7 protein-coding genes are annotated in these 16657 nt (G+C 57.1%); 1 reads left to right on the plus strand and 6 read right to left on the minus strand.

Annotation, left to right across the window (positions count from 1 at the left end):
• Nucleotides 1-22: 22 nt before the first annotated feature.
• Both VHE34_RS05905 and VHE34_RS05910 read right to left on the minus strand, forming a co-directional pair.
• Nucleotides 23-862: a hypothetical protein gene (locus VHE34_RS05905; RefSeq protein ID WP_325585637.1), complete on the minus strand. Its 840-nt coding sequence runs from the start codon at nucleotides 860-862 to the stop codon at nucleotides 23-25.
• Nucleotides 863-877: 15 nt separating this feature from the next.
• The gene (locus tag VHE34_RS05910) at nucleotides 878-4138 is read right to left on the minus strand and encodes a rhamnogalacturonidase (RefSeq protein ID WP_325585639.1); all 3261 of its coding nucleotides are present in this window, start codon (nucleotides 4136-4138) and stop codon (nucleotides 878-880) included.
• Between the two features lie 122 nt (nucleotides 4139-4260).
• Between VHE34_RS05910 and VHE34_RS05915 the strand changes: the two genes are divergently transcribed.
• Nucleotides 4261-5505: a glycoside hydrolase family 88/105 protein gene (locus VHE34_RS05915; protein WP_325585642.1), complete on the plus strand. Its 1245-nt coding sequence runs from the start codon at nucleotides 4261-4263 to the stop codon at nucleotides 5503-5505.
• A 49-nt stretch (nucleotides 5506-5554) separates the two neighbouring features.
• Here the strand turns inward: VHE34_RS05915 and VHE34_RS05920 are convergent, their stop codons facing one another.
• The 4 genes from VHE34_RS05920 to VHE34_RS05935 form a co-directional block, all read right to left on the minus strand.
• A complete protein-coding gene (locus VHE34_RS05920) occupies nucleotides 5555-7270 on the minus strand; it encodes a RagB/SusD family nutrient uptake outer membrane protein (RefSeq protein WP_325585644.1) in 1716 nt (571 codons plus the stop codon).
• Nucleotides 7271-7290: 20 nt separating this feature from the next.
• Entirely contained in the window at nucleotides 7291-10410 is a 3120-nt protein-coding gene (locus VHE34_RS05925) for a TonB-dependent receptor (RefSeq protein ID WP_325585646.1), read from the minus strand.
• 95 nt (nucleotides 10411-10505) lie between these two features.
• Nucleotides 10506-11858 (minus strand): alpha-L-fucosidase, encoded by a 1353-nt coding sequence (locus VHE34_RS05930; RefSeq protein WP_325585648.1) that lies wholly within the window; start codon nucleotides 11856-11858, stop codon nucleotides 10506-10508.
• Nucleotides 11859-11865: 7 nt separating this feature from the next.
• Nucleotides 11866-16548: an alginate lyase family protein gene (locus tag VHE34_RS05935; RefSeq protein ID WP_325585650.1), complete on the minus strand. Its 4683-nt coding sequence runs from the start codon at nucleotides 16546-16548 to the stop codon at nucleotides 11866-11868.
• Nucleotides 16549-16657 lie beyond the last annotated feature (109 nt).

The raw sequence follows: 16657 nt of genomic DNA on the forward strand, positions 1-16657 counted from the left end.
TTTTTTTTGACCATTCGAATTGCTAATGCGAACCTTTTGCTATATAAAAATCGTTAAAGAGCACCGTCTCATCCCGCAGATCCCCCGGGGTATTCAAGCTCCGGTAGATTCCCCACTTGGGCCGCACAAACGTCGTCCCATTCCGCCACATGTCGATATTCGTATTGCTGTACGACAGCAACACCGAATCATCACTCAGCCGTTTTATCGTCAGGCTGTATGAACCCGCCGTCGCATAAACGATATGCTCCTCCGCCCGCACCCAGGCGCCCTTGAACGGCGCCAGCGGCACCTGCAACACCGTCCCCAGGCTGGTCGCGCCGCTCGACCCGGTATGTATCACCTGCATCTTATCCGGCGTCCCCTTCCGCGGCGTCAATGTAATAATAGGCGCCCCGTCATCCCCATCCCCCGCCTTGATCTGGTGGATATGCGTAAAATTCTTCGAAGCCTGGAATCCCGGATCCAGCTTGAAGATCCACGCATGCGTTAGCGTGTCCCCAAGGAAGCCCTTCAGACTGTCCGGGGAAGGCCCATACGTCTTGATCTCATTGCGCTGCCGGTCAAAAGCCACACACCGGTCATTATCCGGCGTGACATGTATGTAAAAGGCAAATACATAGCAATGCAGCGTGCTGTCCCACACTTCCGCGATATGCCGGCCAAAGTCCGGATGCGAACAATCCGGCACCTCTTCGGCCGTTCCACCGAGCACGCTATCGATCAGCTCATACGTATTTCCCGGCCCATCGGCCCGCAATAACACGCCGTGTTTGGGTTTCAGCTCCATAAAGAATTTGCGGCACGAGAACACCACCGCCAGCAGGACCAGCGGCAGTCCATAGACAAGCATCTTTTTCATATTGAAAGGTTTGATTTACTTGGTATCCTTCCATCCCGGAACATCCCTCACCACCAACCCGGATACATCGTCCGTCACAAACGGCGGCCGCGCATCAGCACTCATTGCACTTACCTCCACCCCCCGCAGATGCAAACCTTTCACATGCCGGAAAAAAAATCCATACGCAGGCATCACTCCCCACCGGTACGGCTCAGGATAATCCTTCTCGAACTCCGGCACGGCACGCTTACCCATCTCCGCCGTCCCCCCACCCTTATAGTAAATCCGGATATCACTCATCCGCAGATCCTCGATCGGATGACCCGGCAATCCGCTGATGATCGACCCATGCCGCCAGTCGGCATTATACACGACAATATTGCTAAGGATGATGCGCCGGCAGACGCCAATTTTCATGCTGTCCGGCGCCCGCATCCTCGCCCCCAGCCGGATAAAGATCGGCGCATTCACGATATCCCGCATCGTGATATTGCTGATGGTCACATCCTCCAGCATCCCGCCATCCACCGTCTCCAATGCCAACCCCCGGGAATAATCAAATACACAATTAGTGATCGTCACATTCTTAAATCCTCCATTCGACTCCGTCCCCATCTTGATCCGCCCCGTCGTCGTGCTGTCCGAATATTTTTTGTAGGTACGGGTAAACGTCCCATCCAGCAGGCTCCCCAGATCATACCCGCTCACCTGGCAGTTGGTGATCGTCACATTCTCACATGCCCTGGCATACCCAAGCCCAAAAGAACTCTTCAGGCAGATGCCATCGTCAAAAGGCGAATTCACCGTACAGTTCGACACCCGGACATTCTTGCAGCAATCGATATCAAACCCGTCCCGGTCCGTATCGACCTTCATATTATCGATCGTCAGGTTGTCCACCCCCGTCGCAAGAATGGCGAAATGCCCCCCATGCAACACGGACACATCCCGGATGATCACATTATAACAAAGCTTCAGCGCGATCGCTTTATTGCCTCCTCCTTCAGGAACATTGGTGCTCCGCGTCAGCCCCCGCCCCCAGATCCTCCCAGGACCAAGAATGGAAATATCATGCAGCCCCTCACCATAGATCAGGCTGTTCATCCAGTGGCTATGCCCGAAATCCTGGTATTGAGAAAAAGCATTCGGCTCCGGCAGATCATAGCCCTTCCTGTTCACCGGCTCCGCGGCGATCAAAGTGGCGCCCTGCTCGAGGTACAACGAGATGTTGCTCTTCAGATGAATGGTATAAGAAAGATAGTTGCCCGCCGGAAAATACACCTGCCCCCCGCCCGAAGCCGTCGCCGCCTCGATCGCCCGCTCGATGGCATCCCGGTCGTTATGCACGCCATCCCCCGCCGCCCCGAATTCCCGGACATTATACACCGCAGTCCCCGACGGTTCGACAAACCGCGCCAGCCAGCCGCCCCCCGCCGCCAGGTCCAGCCCGATCACATCGGATGGCTCGTATGACACCTTCCGTCGCACCATCCCTTCGATCCCCCCCGAAGAATCCGTCCTTCCCCCTACCGAATCCATCGCCACAAACGCATCCATCCTCCCCTTCAAAAAGCTCAGCGGGATCTTCACCTTCCTCGCCGCCGCCCCATTCATCACCGCCACAAACCACTCCTTCCCCTTCCGTCGCGCAAATGCAGCCAATTCTCCAATCTCCGACCCCGGTAAAACCACCGTCTCATCATACGAAGAAGGAATAGCCCGAATAATATCCACCGCCGGGCTCGCCAGCAATTTCTCCGGGTTCGCCGCATAGGTCAGCATCGGCTCGCCGCCCAGCACAACGGCGCTCGCCAGTTGATGAACGACCGACGTATTCCTCCGCCGCTCCCCAAAATGCACCACCGTATACTCGGCCGGCCCCGCCAGCAGGCGTGTAAAAGGGATCGTCGTTTCATGCGTCGCCCGGTCCGCCAGTTTGCTCGACTCCATCCCCCGCACCGCCTCCCGCGTCATCTCGTTCGGCCAGGTGCGCGACAATCCCGTCGGCTTGTTGCTCCCATGAAAGTCCACCAACAGATGCAATGCCGCCGTCTCCTCGAGGATAGCATCATAGAGGTCGATCACCTCCTTCGCCTCGTGATCAAAGAAATCGATCTTTAACCCGGCAACCCCCAGGTCATGACAACGGGTAAATAACTCTCTCCGCACCACCGGATCATGCAACTCCTTACTATGCACCCAAACCCAAACTCCAACATGCCGCTCCCGCGAATACTCCACAACATCCTTTATCTGCTCGTCGGTCCACTTCCGCCAGAACCCTTCCAGGATAGTATACTCAAAGCCCAGCCGGGCCGCCTCGTCCGACCAATATTTCATCACCTCCGGCGTACCTTCCCCACCGCCATCCAAATATTTCCAGACGGCCCGGCCCGGCCGCAGCCACGCCTCATGAACCCCCGCGGGAAAAAGCTTCGCATCCGGCGCCGGACAAAGATCATGCACGATATCTGAATTCACCAGCTCATTCAGATCCCTCCCGATCATCATCACCCGCCAGGGCGTTGTAACAACACCCCTCACCACCGCCGGCTTAGCCAGCCGCGCCACATCCTCCGCCGAATACCGCAGCACAAAAGGATGGGAAGCCGGCTGGTGGTTCGCCAGTCTCACCACCAGGCCGTCTTTCCCGTCAGCTTGCAACACCATCCCGGGATAGCGTTCCAGATCAGCCTCCGTGATTGCCATATAAAACCCTGTAGCCGTTTTCAATGTCGCAGGCGGCGCAACCCATTCCCCTTCCGCCACCTCCGCCAATTTCTTTCGGACATGTGTGCCCTCGTAATGCCCGTTGATATCGTGATACCAGAGGGTCGCATCCCCCGGCAACCGGAAAACAGTCGCCTCATCCGGCACCCGCTCCACGCCCGCCGCCCCGGGGACAACCACCCGAAACGCCGCACCGTCATTGAAAACCCTTATTTCAACCGAGAAAAGGGCCTTACCCTTCGCCACATCGACCACCAGCCCATTGCAGTTGTTCACCGCCGGGGTGTGAACCCCCACCCAGTCATATTGCTCATGAATACCAAACTTCCGGCTCCCCTTCACCACCACCCCTTCGGTCAGCATCCGCCCATCCAGCAGGAACCTCAACGGCGAGGGTTCCACCAACGATTGCCCCCCCGCCTCCACCGAGAACTGCAGGTCCCCGCCCCCTGCCTTCAACCGAAAAGAAACCCGCCCGTCCGGGCTGCTCACGACCAATCCCTGTCCAATTACAGAAAAACAAACAAGATGAGCCACGATCATCGCGGCAAGCAATTTTTTCATAGTTGCAATTGAAGAAATTAACCAAAACCCCCGGCCCGCTCAATTGGCAAAGTATTCAACTATTCTGGCATACCTTTCCGTAAACGCCTAAAAAACCGGAAGTTTGACTAAAATAGACAGCCATGCATAAACTCCTTCTCATCGCCACCCTCCTCCTCACCGTCGCAGGCGTCAATGCGCAATCCGCCGCCAACGCCCAAAGCGACTCCGACCCCGCCACGCTCGTCCGCCGCGTTGCCGACCATATCCTCCAGACCACCACCTACCGCTTCGTCAACAGCAAAACAAAGGAAAGCTATCCAACCACAAAAGGTCTCACCTCGTCCCCGGACATAAAAGCCGAAAGCAAATACACCAAATGGCAATACGTCAACGGCGTCCTCGCCGTCGGCATGATGCAAACCGCCGCCGTCCTCAAAGACACCAAATACTCGGACTATGCCCGCAAAAACTACGACTTCATCTTCAGCAATCTCGATTACTTCAAAAAGCAATACGAATCAGGGACAAAGACCGTAGAATGGCGACCGGAAATAAACATCGGTTCCCTCGACGACTGCGGCTCCATGGCAGCGGGCCTCCTCGACGTCTATGCCCTCGACAAAAAACAGGAGTACATGGACTATCTCCAAAGAGTCGGCGATTATATAAAGAACAAACAGGTCCGATTCCCCGACGGTACCCTCGCCCGCAACAACCCCCGCAAAATGACCCTCTGGGCCGACGACCTCTACATGAGCGTCCCCTACCTCGCCCGCATGGGCAAGACCACCGGTGACAAGTCCTATTTCGATTTCGCCGTCCAGCAGGTCGAGGCCTTCAATCATTACATCTACGACAGCCTCACCGGCCTCTATTTCCACGTCTTTTACAACGACGAGAACACCAACGGCGTAGCCCGCTGGGGCCGCTGCAACGGCTGGGTAGCACTCGCCCAAACCGCCCTCCTCGACGGCCTACCCGACAACGATCCTCGCCGCCCCCATCTGCAAAAAATGCTCCTCCGCCAGATCCTCGGCTTCTCCCGCTACCAGGACAGCACCGGCATGTGGCACCAGCTGCTCGACAAACCCGACAGTTACCGGGAATCCTCCGTCACCGCCATGTTCATCTACACCGTCGCCCATGCGGTCAACAAAGGCTGGATCAACCCCCGTTACCTCTCCATCGCCCTCAACGGCTGGGACGGCCTCTCTCATTACGTTACCTCCGACGGTCAACTCACCGACATCTGCATCGGCACCAACGTCGAAGAGAACATCCGCTTCTACTATGCCCGCCCCCGTGAGACCAACGATACCCATGGCCTCGGCGCCTTCCTCCTCGCAGGCACCGAGCTCGTCCTCGCAAAAGAAAAGACCCATTAACGGGTCTTTTCTTTTAAAAGTATCGCTGCATCGCAGCTTCGTTGCGGCGCTAGTTCCACAACGGATCACTCATCGGCCCATACGCCGGCCCCGACGTCACGGCCTGTATCTGCGAAGTAGGTATCGGTCGCAACGTATCCTTCGGAACGATATTGAATCGCCCATCCGAATTATGCGCCTTCACCCGCACCAGCAGCTGGTGCGTCCGCACCAGGTCCCACCACCGCACCATCTGACCGCACAACTCCCGGCTCCGCTCGTCAAGAATAAAATCGGGCGTAACATCCGCCGCTGTGATATCCATCGCCGCCACATTCCCCGTCGGATACGCCGCCCGTTCGCGAACCGTGTTGATATACCCTACAGCCGCAGGCAGGTTACCCAGATTCATCGCCGCCTCCGCCGCAATCAGGTAAGTCTCAGACAGAGTCCAAACAATGACCGGCCGGATCGACGGCGCATTCATATCCGGCCGCCTCGTATCGACGTATTTCTTCATATAAGGCCCCATCTGGATATTGTATTTGCGCGGCGGCATCAGCAGATACCGGGTCGCAGCAATTTTCGCATCCGGCACATCGACACCCGGCATATAGCACGCCGTGTCCCCCAGGACAAATTTCGGCTTCCCCGCCAATGACGGGTCGACACCCGCGGGTACCGGGTTAGGCCACTTGGGAATGCCCGCCGCATTGTTACAATACCACACCGTCTGAAAGGTCTTGCTATAGCGCGTATCGTTCGTCCTCTCCCTGAACACCGTATCCGTCAGCCACCGCGTCGGCACCGCCCGGATATAAGGCCGCCCGTCGAGGATATCCCGCTGCATCCCCGGCACAAAGGTCTCGTACTTGGGTACCCACATATGCACCAGCACATTGTCGTTCCCGCTGCTGTTCTGCGTCGGCGATCCATTGTACGCCAGCGCCGCGGTATGCTGCACGGTCCACAACACCTCCTTATTGCCCTCATTCCCCTCCTGGTACACGGACGCAAAATCCGGCAGCAGCCCCAACCCCAGCGCAGCACTGCTGTTGATCAACCCCGAAGCCATCGAAAATGCATTCTGATAGTCATCCGAATGCGCCGCCGGCGAACTGGCCCGGGTCAGATACACCTTCGCCAATAAATGCCGCGCCGCAGCGGCCGTCGCCTTCCCCGGTAACACCCCGCCCTGCACCGGGCTGGACGGCAATCCCGCTATCGCGTCGGTCAGGTCCTGCACGATAAAATCATAGACATCCGATATCGGGTTGCGCTGCGCCGCCGTCGTCGGGGTCGACTGGAAATGCTTGTTCAACGTCACCGGCCCCCAGAACTGCACCAGCACAAAATAATAATTCGCCCGCAGGAACTTCGCCTCCGACACCATCTCCGTTACCTTCGCCGCATCGATGCCGGCGATCTTCGGTCCATAGTCCACCAGTCCATTGCAGTCATTGATAAATGTGTAACAGGAATTCCAGATGGGTGACAGCTTGCCGTCCGATGGCGTATACCCACTGCTGTAATAGTTGATATTGTTCCCCGTCCCGTCATTACCCGTAATGAATTCATCCGTTCCGATACAGGTGGTCGTAAAAAGGTTCTCCGTTCCCCACAGGTTCCGCATGCCCCCGTATGCCGCATCCAGCCCCGATTGAAAGCCCTGCGCCGTGGAAAAGAAGTCCGGGGTCACGACGGAATTCGGATGTTCATTCAGCTGTTTATTACAGGCCAGCAGCAACAACAGCGCCATCGAAAAAAATGCACCAGTATGTTTCATCGTAAAAAGATTTAATTGAATTAAAAACCGACATTCACCCCAAACAACATCGACCACGTGGAGGGAGTATTGAGATTATCCGTCGTGCCCGTCAATTCCGGATCGATGCCATGATACTTGTTCCGGTAAGGCGAGAAAAGGATGAAAGGGTCTTTCGCCGTGGCAAAGAATCTCACCGATCGCACGCCGATCGGCTTCACCAGACCCATCGGCAACGTATAGCCCAGCGTCATGCTTCGGATCTTCAAAAAACTCCCGTCGAAATAAGCAAAGGTCGAGTGATACGGCGGGTTCGTCTGCGCCGAATTCGCCGCCGACCAGCGATTGGTCGGGTTCTGCGGAGTCCAGTAGGATACGTTGACATTATTGTAATTCCCCTGCATCGTGCTGGCAAACCCCGCCCCAAACAAGGCCGACTCGATCGTCCCCCCCATCCGGGCAAAAACCACCACTGTCAGGTCGAATCCCCGGTAAGCAAACCGCTGCGTCATACCCCCTTCCCACCTGGGCTGCGGCGTACCGACCACCATCTGGTCGCCCGCATCGATCGCCCCGTTATGATTCCGGTCCAGGATCTTGGCCTGACCGATCACCGACTTATTTCCCGTGATCGTCTGCCCCAACGCCTTGGCATTCGCCGAATCCTGCGCCGTCGCCTGCCAGATACCCGCCCGTTGATAATCATAGAACGAACCGATCGGCTTTCCCACGAACCACTTGTTGGCCAGGTCGGCCGGCTTCCCATCCAGCGTCGTATTGATGCTCGGCAAAAGCCGCGTGATCTCCCCTCTGTTGATATAAAAGTTCACATCCGCCGACCAGCTGAACCCGTGGTTCGTATGCGCGGAGATGATCTCCCCCGCCAAATGGATCTCCACCCCCTTATTCTCACTCTTCCCGATATTGGTGAGTATCGTCGAAGGAATACCGGAGGACGCGGGCAAGCTCACCGGCATGATCATATCCCGCGTATAGGAATGATACAGATCGATCGACCCCGAAAGCCGGTTCTGGAAAAATCCGAAATCCACCCCCGCATTCGCCGTCGCCGTATATTCCCAGTTCAGGTTGGGATTGGGCGCCGCATTCGGATACAACCCCGTGGTATTCGTCGAGCCATAATTATAGGTCTGCGCCGTCAACGAGCCCAGCGTCTGGTAAGGATTGATCGCCGGGTTACCCACTTCCCCATAGCTCGCCCGCAGCCGTAAATTGCTGAGCAGGTTCTGACTCATCAGGAATTGCTCTTTGATCGCATTCCAGGCCACGGCCGCCGAGGGAAACACATGGTATTTGTTTCCGGGCGCCAGCTTGGATGACCCATCCGACCGCATAGTCAGGGTCACCAGGTACTTGTCGTTGAAGGTATAGTTCAACCGGCCCATATAGGAAATAAGCGTCCAGGGCAGCAGGTTGTTCTTATTGGCATCGCTGGTGCTGTTGGTGGCCTGGAAGTTCGCGCCAAGCGCCGGGTTGTAATACTGCGCCTGGTCCGAAAGCACCCCGGTATAGTCGAAGGTATTGTTCTGGATGCTGTATTTCTGAAAACTGTACAACCCGGTAAAATTGATCCGGTGCAGTTTAGCGATCGTCTTATCGTAGATAAGCAAATTCTCCAGCGTATAGCTCGTCGTTAAAGTCGTAGCATTCTCCGCCGACGACTGCACGCCCAGGTTGTTGGTGCTATACCGCCCGTGGAAATTCCCATACACATCGTTCCTTACCTCCGCTCCTCCATTGAACCGGTACTTAAGGCCCTTGACCGGGCTGAACTCCACATACACCGTCGAGAATGTTCCCAGCCGGTTCCGGTTCTCGACCGAATTTCCAGGCAAAAAGTCCGCCAGCGGATTCCACACCTGGTTGGCGCTGCCCGGCAGGAAATTGTTGATCAGCTTTCCCGTGCTGTCGTAAGGTGTCACCAACGGGCTGGCCCGCAATGCCTGCCCCATCGGGTTGACGCTCTCCCCCCGGGTGATCGTATAGGTGTTCAGCGAGCTAAGACCGATCTTGAAAAAATTCCCAAGTCGTTGATCCACACTCAGCTTCAGCGAATACCGGGTAAACTCCTGGCCCGGGTAGACACCCTTCTCGTCATAGTAACCGGCCCCAAGCGCATATTGCGTATTATCCGTGCCCCCCGAAACGCTCAGTTGATGGTTGGTGTTGATCCCCGTTCGATAGACCAGCTTCTGCCAGTCCGTACTGCGACCCAGCGCGATACCCTGACGCTCCTCGGGCGCCAGCGCGATCAGCGAACCATTGATCAGGTTCGGATCATTCGGGCCCGTATACACTCCCGGGTTACCGATAAATGTGGCCCACTTCTTCAGTTGCAGATACTGCGGACCGTTCATCATCGGGTACTCGCCAAGCCATTTGGAAAACCCCGCATAGCCGCTATAGCTGACCCGTGGCTTCTCCCCAGCCCGTCCTCGCTTCGTGGTCACAAGGATGACACCGTTGGCGCCGCGCGACCCATAGATGGCCGTGGAGGAGGCATCTTTCAAAACCTCCACCGACGCAACGTCGTCCTGGTTGATGTCGTCGATACTCCCCTGGAAAGGAATGCCGTCGACGACAAACAGCGGGTCGTTGCCGGCCTTGACCGAACGCGTGCCCCGGATAAGAATGGAAGGCGATTGCCCGGGATGGCTGTTTCCCTTGCTCTTCTGGATATCGATCCCCGCCGCCTGCCCCTGGATCGCCTGCGAGAGATTGGCCGAAGGGACATCCTGGATGGCCTTCTCGCTCACCGATGCGATCGAGCCGGTCACCTCCGATTTTCGCCGGGTACCATACCCGACGACGATCACCTGGTCGAGATCATTGCGGCTCTCCTCCAGCCGGACGGCCAACATCGGCCAATCGGCCGCACCAACCTTGATCTCGCGGTTCGCAAAGCCCGTGTGCGAAAGCACCAATGTGCTGTTGGCCGGCGCCGACAGTTGGAAACTGCCATCGGTTCCAGTCGTCGTGCCTCGTTTGGTCCCCTTGACGACAATCGAGACCCCTGTCAACGCCTCACCCCTGACACCGGTGACCGTTCCATGAATCGTGACCGAAGGAATCTGCGCAAAAAGGGAAAGGGAAAAAAACACCGTGAGCGTAAACACGGCAGCAGTCCTGAGAGGCTTCATACGAGCAGTTTTAATTGAAAAAAAGCAATCCGTTACTCCTGCAACTAAGCGATATTTCCGCATCGTTGCTTGCGCACAAATTGCTTTTTACTCAACTATTTTGGCAGCTCGACCTTGATTACCGTCGCCATCGCATCCGGCGCCGTAGCGGGAACGTCAATGACCAATCCATCGGCGCCGCTCTCCGTCTTCAGCACACTGCCGCCGGCCAGCAGGCTCGCCCTCTTCACGGGTCCGGTAACACCGGGCACCACCAGCTTCCCACCCGCCGGCCAATCAAAAACATGTAAGTAATACACACTTCCCTTTACCGTACACCGGCCCCATGGCAAGGGTTGCAATGGACTCTTCTGCGTTCCGTAGATCGCCTCCCCATTCACCTTCATCCACACCCCGATCGCCTTCAACGCATCGATGCTCGGCTGTGGGATCTCCCCCTCCGCCGTAGGACCCACGTTCAGGAGATAGTTGCCCCCTTTGGAAGCGATATCCACAAGATTATGCACGAGGGTCGAAGGCGTCTTCCAATTATGATCCGAAGCCTTGAACCCCCAGGTCCCATTCATCGTCATACAGGTCTCCCAATCCTTTCCATCCAGCTCGCTGAGATTGGGGATCTTCTGCTCGGGCGTCTTATAGTCGCCCGGAAAATCGGGCCGTTTCAACCGGTCGTTGGTGATTATTTTGGGTTGCAGCCTCAGTTGCGCCTGCAGTTTTTCCGCATACGCATCCGTCATCCCCGTCGGCGTATCCCACCACAGCACCGCAACATCGCCGTAGTTGGTCAGCAACTCTTTCACCTGCGGCACCGCGACCTTGTCGATATAATCGCCCATCGAATCCGTCGTCTGCGCCGGGTCCCAGTGTCCATTATGCGCCGCGGTATAGGCATCGATCGTCGCCGAATCGGGATTTGCCCAACCTTCCGAGGTCACCTTGCGCGAAGCCGCACCGCCCGGGTTGTTCCAGTCCTGCGCCTGCGAATAATAGAATCCCAGCCGGATCCCATACTTCTTACAGGCCGCCGCCAGCGGTTTCAAAAGATCCTTCCCATAGGGCGTCGCATCGACGACATTCCATCGGCTGGCCTTGCTGCCAAACAACGCAAACCCATCGTGATGCTTGGCCGTAATGACGATGTATTTCATCCCCGCATCCCGGGCCGTCCGGACCCACGCATCCGGATCGTATTTGACCGGATTGAACCGCTTCGCCGTCTTCTGATATTCCGCAACGGGGATCTTCCCCCGGTTCATGATCCACTCCGCCGCCTTCCCGATCGTATGCCCATCATATTCCCCCGCCAGAACGGCGTACACACCCCAGTGAATGAACATCCCGAACCGCGCCTCCCGCCACCACGCCATCCGCTCATCCCGCGTCAACCGCTGCGGGAACCCACTCGTCACCACCAATAAAAAACATCCGACAAACAAAAGTTTTTTCATATGAAGATCAATTTTTTGACACACTCCTTAATATAGCCTCCAGGTAATAGTAATCCGCATAGTTCAAGGGCACATCCACCTCCGTATTCGTCGGCTTCCCACCCGTACTATGCAAAAGAATAAACCCCTTGTCCGTCCCCACCGGCGCCCGGTAATATTTCGTCAGGTTGGACAAGATCGTATCCGCCGTCGCCCGGTACCAACGCCTGAACCCACTATACCGCGACAGCTCATACAATCCCGACGCCAGCACCGCAGCGGCCGAAGCATCCCTCGGCTCGGCATCGCCAGGCACAGCCCCCATCCCGCCCACCGGCTTCCCCGTTCGGGGGATACCCGGCGCATCATAATCCCAATAAGGCACCTTATCCACAGGCAACCGGGGATGATGCAAAATAAATTCGGCAATATGCTCCGCCTGCCGCAAATACCGCGGATCATGCGTATAGCGGTAACACATCGTATAACCATACAACCCCCAGGACTGTCCCCGCGCCCAGGCGGAAGAATCACTGTACCCCTGCCAGGTCATCTTCCGCCGCACCTGCGCCGTCACCGTATCATACTCCACCACATGATAGCTGCTGTAATCCTTCCGGAAATGATTTTTCATCGTCGTATTCGCATGGCTCACCGCGATCCGGTAAAAAGAAGAATCCCCCGTCAACCGCGTCGCCTCAAACAATAGTTCCAGGTTCATCATATTGTCGATGATCACCGGGTACTGCCATAACTCCCGGTGATGATCCCAACTGCGGATACACCCGATCTTTGGATTGAACCGCGTCGACAACACCCGGGCCCCGTCGATCATCACCTGCCGATATGTCGGATCCTTCGTATATCGATACCCCAGTCCAAAACTGCAATCGATCTTGAGTCCCATATCATGCGTCGCCCCGTTCGTCTTCTCCCGCTCCATCGGCGCCGTAAACTGCCGCGCCAGCCGCCCCCACTCCTCGCTGCCCGTATAATGATAAAGCATCCACAGCTCCCCCGGGAAATATCCGCTCGTCCAATCCCGCGACGCCACCAGTTTCAGCTTCCCATTCTCGATGGTCCGCGGCGAAAAAGGCAGATCCACACCCACAACCTTTACCGAATCAATTTCTTTAAGCATCACCCTCGTCTGCTTCTCCACATCATCCATCACTTTCAGTCTATCGATCCAAATCAGCGGATGCCGCACCGGCAGATTCCTTATCACCTCCGCATTCTCCGGCTGATGATCCAACCTTGCCCACGTCTCCAGCCAATCCTTACGACCAAACGCCTCTGCCCCGAACACCAACGCCGGCTGCGCCACCGGCCACTCCTCCCAGTACATCACATCATGCGCAAAGGGCCACCGGCCCTTATCGGCAATAAACGGATACATGAATTCGATCCCCTTTTCGATCGATCGCCCATCCGGCGTCGTAAACCTCCACAGATCATCCCCTGGTGTCGACAGCAATTGACAGATCGTCGCCATCGCATCCAGGTTGAACAAAGAATACCCATATGGTTTCGTTCGCTTCAACTCCAAAGGAAAGCTGCCATCCGCCGCCATCTGGTTCGGCAGCAACACCTTCTTATACCGCTCCCGGCAAAATTCCATCAACGAGTCATTCCCCGTAAATCGGGCAAAGGCCGCGACCTGCATCACCCAGCACGTAGAATGGTTGTTCAGCGTATTCATCTCCTGCACACCATAAGGATGCGTCGTCAGCCATCGCAGGTACCGGGCAAACCAGTCCTTGATCTTCGCCAACACCCCCGCATCCATAGCCCCCGATGCCTCCATCGCCTCCAACCCCTCCACCACTTCCATAAAATGGATCGAATCGATGATGCCAAAGTTCCTTCCCGTTACCCGCCCCTTGATGGCCTGCGAAAATTGCAGATCGGGATGCATCAGCGTCGCCGTATCCACAAACCAGGCCCGGCAGTGCAACAACGCCTGCCGGACATAACGGTCGTCATGCGTAAGCTTCCAGGCCGACGCCAGCGCCCCTACGATCCGGCTGAGCCGGATCATCGCCCGGCGATGATCATTGAAATTCTCCGGATTCGTCTGCCCATCCCGGTTGATATAGGGGCTGTCCGGCGATACCGGGTTCGGCCAGAAATAGTCGGCTTCCGAAAAGAAATCATGCCGTCCACCCGCACTCCGCGGCGAATGACTGGCCGTCACCGTTACCGGCCGCTCATTCATCGCCGCCGCAGCCTCCTTCAGCACAAAGGGCCGCAAAGTTTCGACAATATCCGGGTCCTGCGCCTTCACTTCCAAAAAAGCCGTCGGCATCCCCTCCGCCGAAACACTCACCACACTCTTCCCACCCCTCAGCACCACCCGGATCATCGACACCCCATTGAAGGCCTGCACCACTCTTGATCCTGTCGAAGTCCCCAGGTCATCCACCAGCCGCCCATCTCCCGCCTGTCCCCAATGCACAGTGGTAGCCGCATCAAGGCAAGGCACACCCTGGCCATCCAGCAATCGTACCCGCGCCAGCGCCGTATCTCCCCGCTGGTCCACTATATCCATCGCCATTCGGGCAGGTTTCCCCCATTTCTCCGTCTGATACGCAAGATCAAGCGAATCCCTTACAACCGCATCACCCCTCCGGGCAATCACCGTCAGGTGATTGCTCCCCCGATGAAACTTCACCGGCCACCGCAACCCTGCCGCCGGAAAATCCGCGGAATTGCGATGCCGCACCCCCGCACTCACGCCATTGACAAACAACTCCGCCTCGCCCGCATTCGAATACACCTTCACCATCCGCGTCTCCCCTTCCGCCCCCCAACGTACCGGCCAGCTATGCCCGTAGATATGCGCCATCAGCGCCGGAGCCCAATACGATTGAAATACATAGTATCCCTCCTTCGGCGTCCCATCCCGCTCCACAACGCCTTTCTGATTGACGTACGGCACGGGATTCTCCGGCCGCAACGGTGTCGAAAAGTCCTTGAAAACCCATTGCGCCGTCCCCGTCAGCCACGGCATTGTCGACTGCTCCTTCAGCGTCCAGTCAAAAAGATTACAGATATAGGTCTCGCTCCAGTCCCCATCCTTCGATACCCTCGCCGCTCCGCCGTACAAGGAAGCATCTCCCGCCCGCTCATCCGTTCCCTGCCCGCTCCGCACATCGGGCAACACCTTGTCGGGATTCTCCGAATGCCGCCCGGCATGACTGTCCCCACCCCACTCCATATGGATGAAATGCGGTACCTTCTTGAATTCCTCCTCCGTCGCAGCGGTATATTCGGTATAGATCCCCCGGTACCATCCCGCCCAGATCGACGGCGAATACACATCGGGAATATCCTTGCAAAAATCACAACGCCGGATCGCCGTCTTCCGCCCCGGATCGAGCCGGTGCGCGATCCCGTTCAACTCCGTCATGAATCCCCGGATTGCCGCCGTATCGAACCCCGGGAAATCCCCCGGCCAGTCATTCTCATTCCCCAATCCCCAAAGGATCACCGCCGGATGGTTATAATGCTGGCTGATCATATTGCGCATCATCCGCCGCGCCTGCTCCCTATACCGGTCTCCGCCAAGCCCACCCCGGCACCAGGGGATCTCCTCCCACACCAGGATGCCCAGGCTATCGCAGAGATGCAGGATGATCCGCGACTGCTGATAATGCGCCAACCGGACAAAATTTACACCCATCTCCTTCATTAGCACCATCTCCCGCCTCATCTCCTCCTCCGTCATCGCCGCGCCCTCCCCCGCCGCATCCTCATGCCGGCTCGTGCCCCGGATCAGCAGGCGCGAACCATTGAACAAAAAAGGCCCATGGTCCACAAAGGAATAACTCCTGAACCCGATATCCGTCGAATCCGTACACACCCCACCGTTAGCCCCATTCACCGTCACAAAAAGTCTATACAGTACCGGCCGGTCCGGCGACCACAGCCGGGGCGCCTGCACGGTCAACGTCCCCAACTCCGCCATTTCACTCACCACCTTCCCCTCAGCATCTTTCAACACCACCGAATACCCGACAACCGGCTCACCGGTTGGCCGGTACAGTTCAGCCCGGACCCCAACAAATCCATCCTTCCCCTTTACCCGCACATCCGCAAACAGCCCCGCAAACGACACCGCGGGAACATACACCAGGTCCACATACCGGTACAACCCTCCATACACCGAAAAGTCCGACATCGCCGACGGGATCCGCTCCAGGTCCCGGCTATTGTCCGTCCGGACCTCCACAGGGATCATCCCCCCAAAACGTCGCACAAAGGAACTGTCCCGCTCACAAGCCGCCACCGCATCCGTGATATCCACCGTCCACTCGTCATATCCACCTACATGGCCGCCCACCTTCGTCGTATACACATACACCTCTGTCGCCTGTCCCGCCCCCTCGAAACGCAACAACACCCTCCCCCCGGGATACGGCTGCCGTAATGCCAGCCGGGTCCGGTACCAGGCCGGCCCCTGGTAATAGTTGCCGTCCGGGTCCACCCCATCGCGCGCATTAACGCAATGCGGTAAACGCACCGCCCGCCAGGCAGGCACACTCTCCGGCCCCCCTTTAGGCACGGCCCGCACCGCCTCCCAAACCCCGCCCAGGTCCTGGCGGGTAAACTCCCAACCATCGATCAAACGTGTAGATTTCTGTGCCCGGACCCCGCTCAGGGCCACCGCAAAAAGGGCAAAAAGCAAAAAGCGAAGAGAATGGTTCACGTTGCAATAAAAGGATTTTAGCCAAAAAAACACTATCCCCAATTACCCATCTACTCCCCAATCTTACCATCCCGGCCCCGCAAGTGACCGATCCCCCTATTTTTACTCC

It is taken from the genome of Puia sp., from assembly GCF_035546395.1.
Classification (GTDB): domain Bacteria; phylum Bacteroidota; class Bacteroidia; order Chitinophagales; family Chitinophagaceae; genus Puia.

Excerpts from the sequence above, each read along its gene's own strand:
- VHE34_RS05905 (WP_325585637.1), bottom strand. The coding sequence starts at position 862 with ATGAAAAAGATGCTTGTCTATGGACTGCCGCTGGTCCTGCTGGCGGTG.
- VHE34_RS05910 (WP_325585639.1), bottom strand. The coding sequence starts at position 4,138 with ATGAAAAAATTGCTTGCCGCGATGATCGTGGCTCATCTTGTTTGTTTT.
- VHE34_RS05915 (WP_325585642.1), top strand. The coding sequence starts at position 4,261 with ATGCATAAACTCCTTCTCATCGCCACCCTCCTCCTCACCGTCGCAGGC.
- VHE34_RS05920 (WP_325585644.1), bottom strand. The coding sequence starts at position 7,270 with ATGAAACATACTGGTGCATTTTTTTCGATGGCGCTGTTGTTGCTGCTG.
- VHE34_RS05925 (WP_325585646.1), bottom strand. The coding sequence starts at position 10,410 with ATGAAGCCTCTCAGGACTGCTGCCGTGTTTACGCTCACGGTGTTTTTT.
- VHE34_RS05930 (WP_325585648.1), bottom strand. The coding sequence starts at position 11,858 with ATGAAAAAACTTTTGTTTGTCGGATGTTTTTTATTGGTGGTGACGAGT.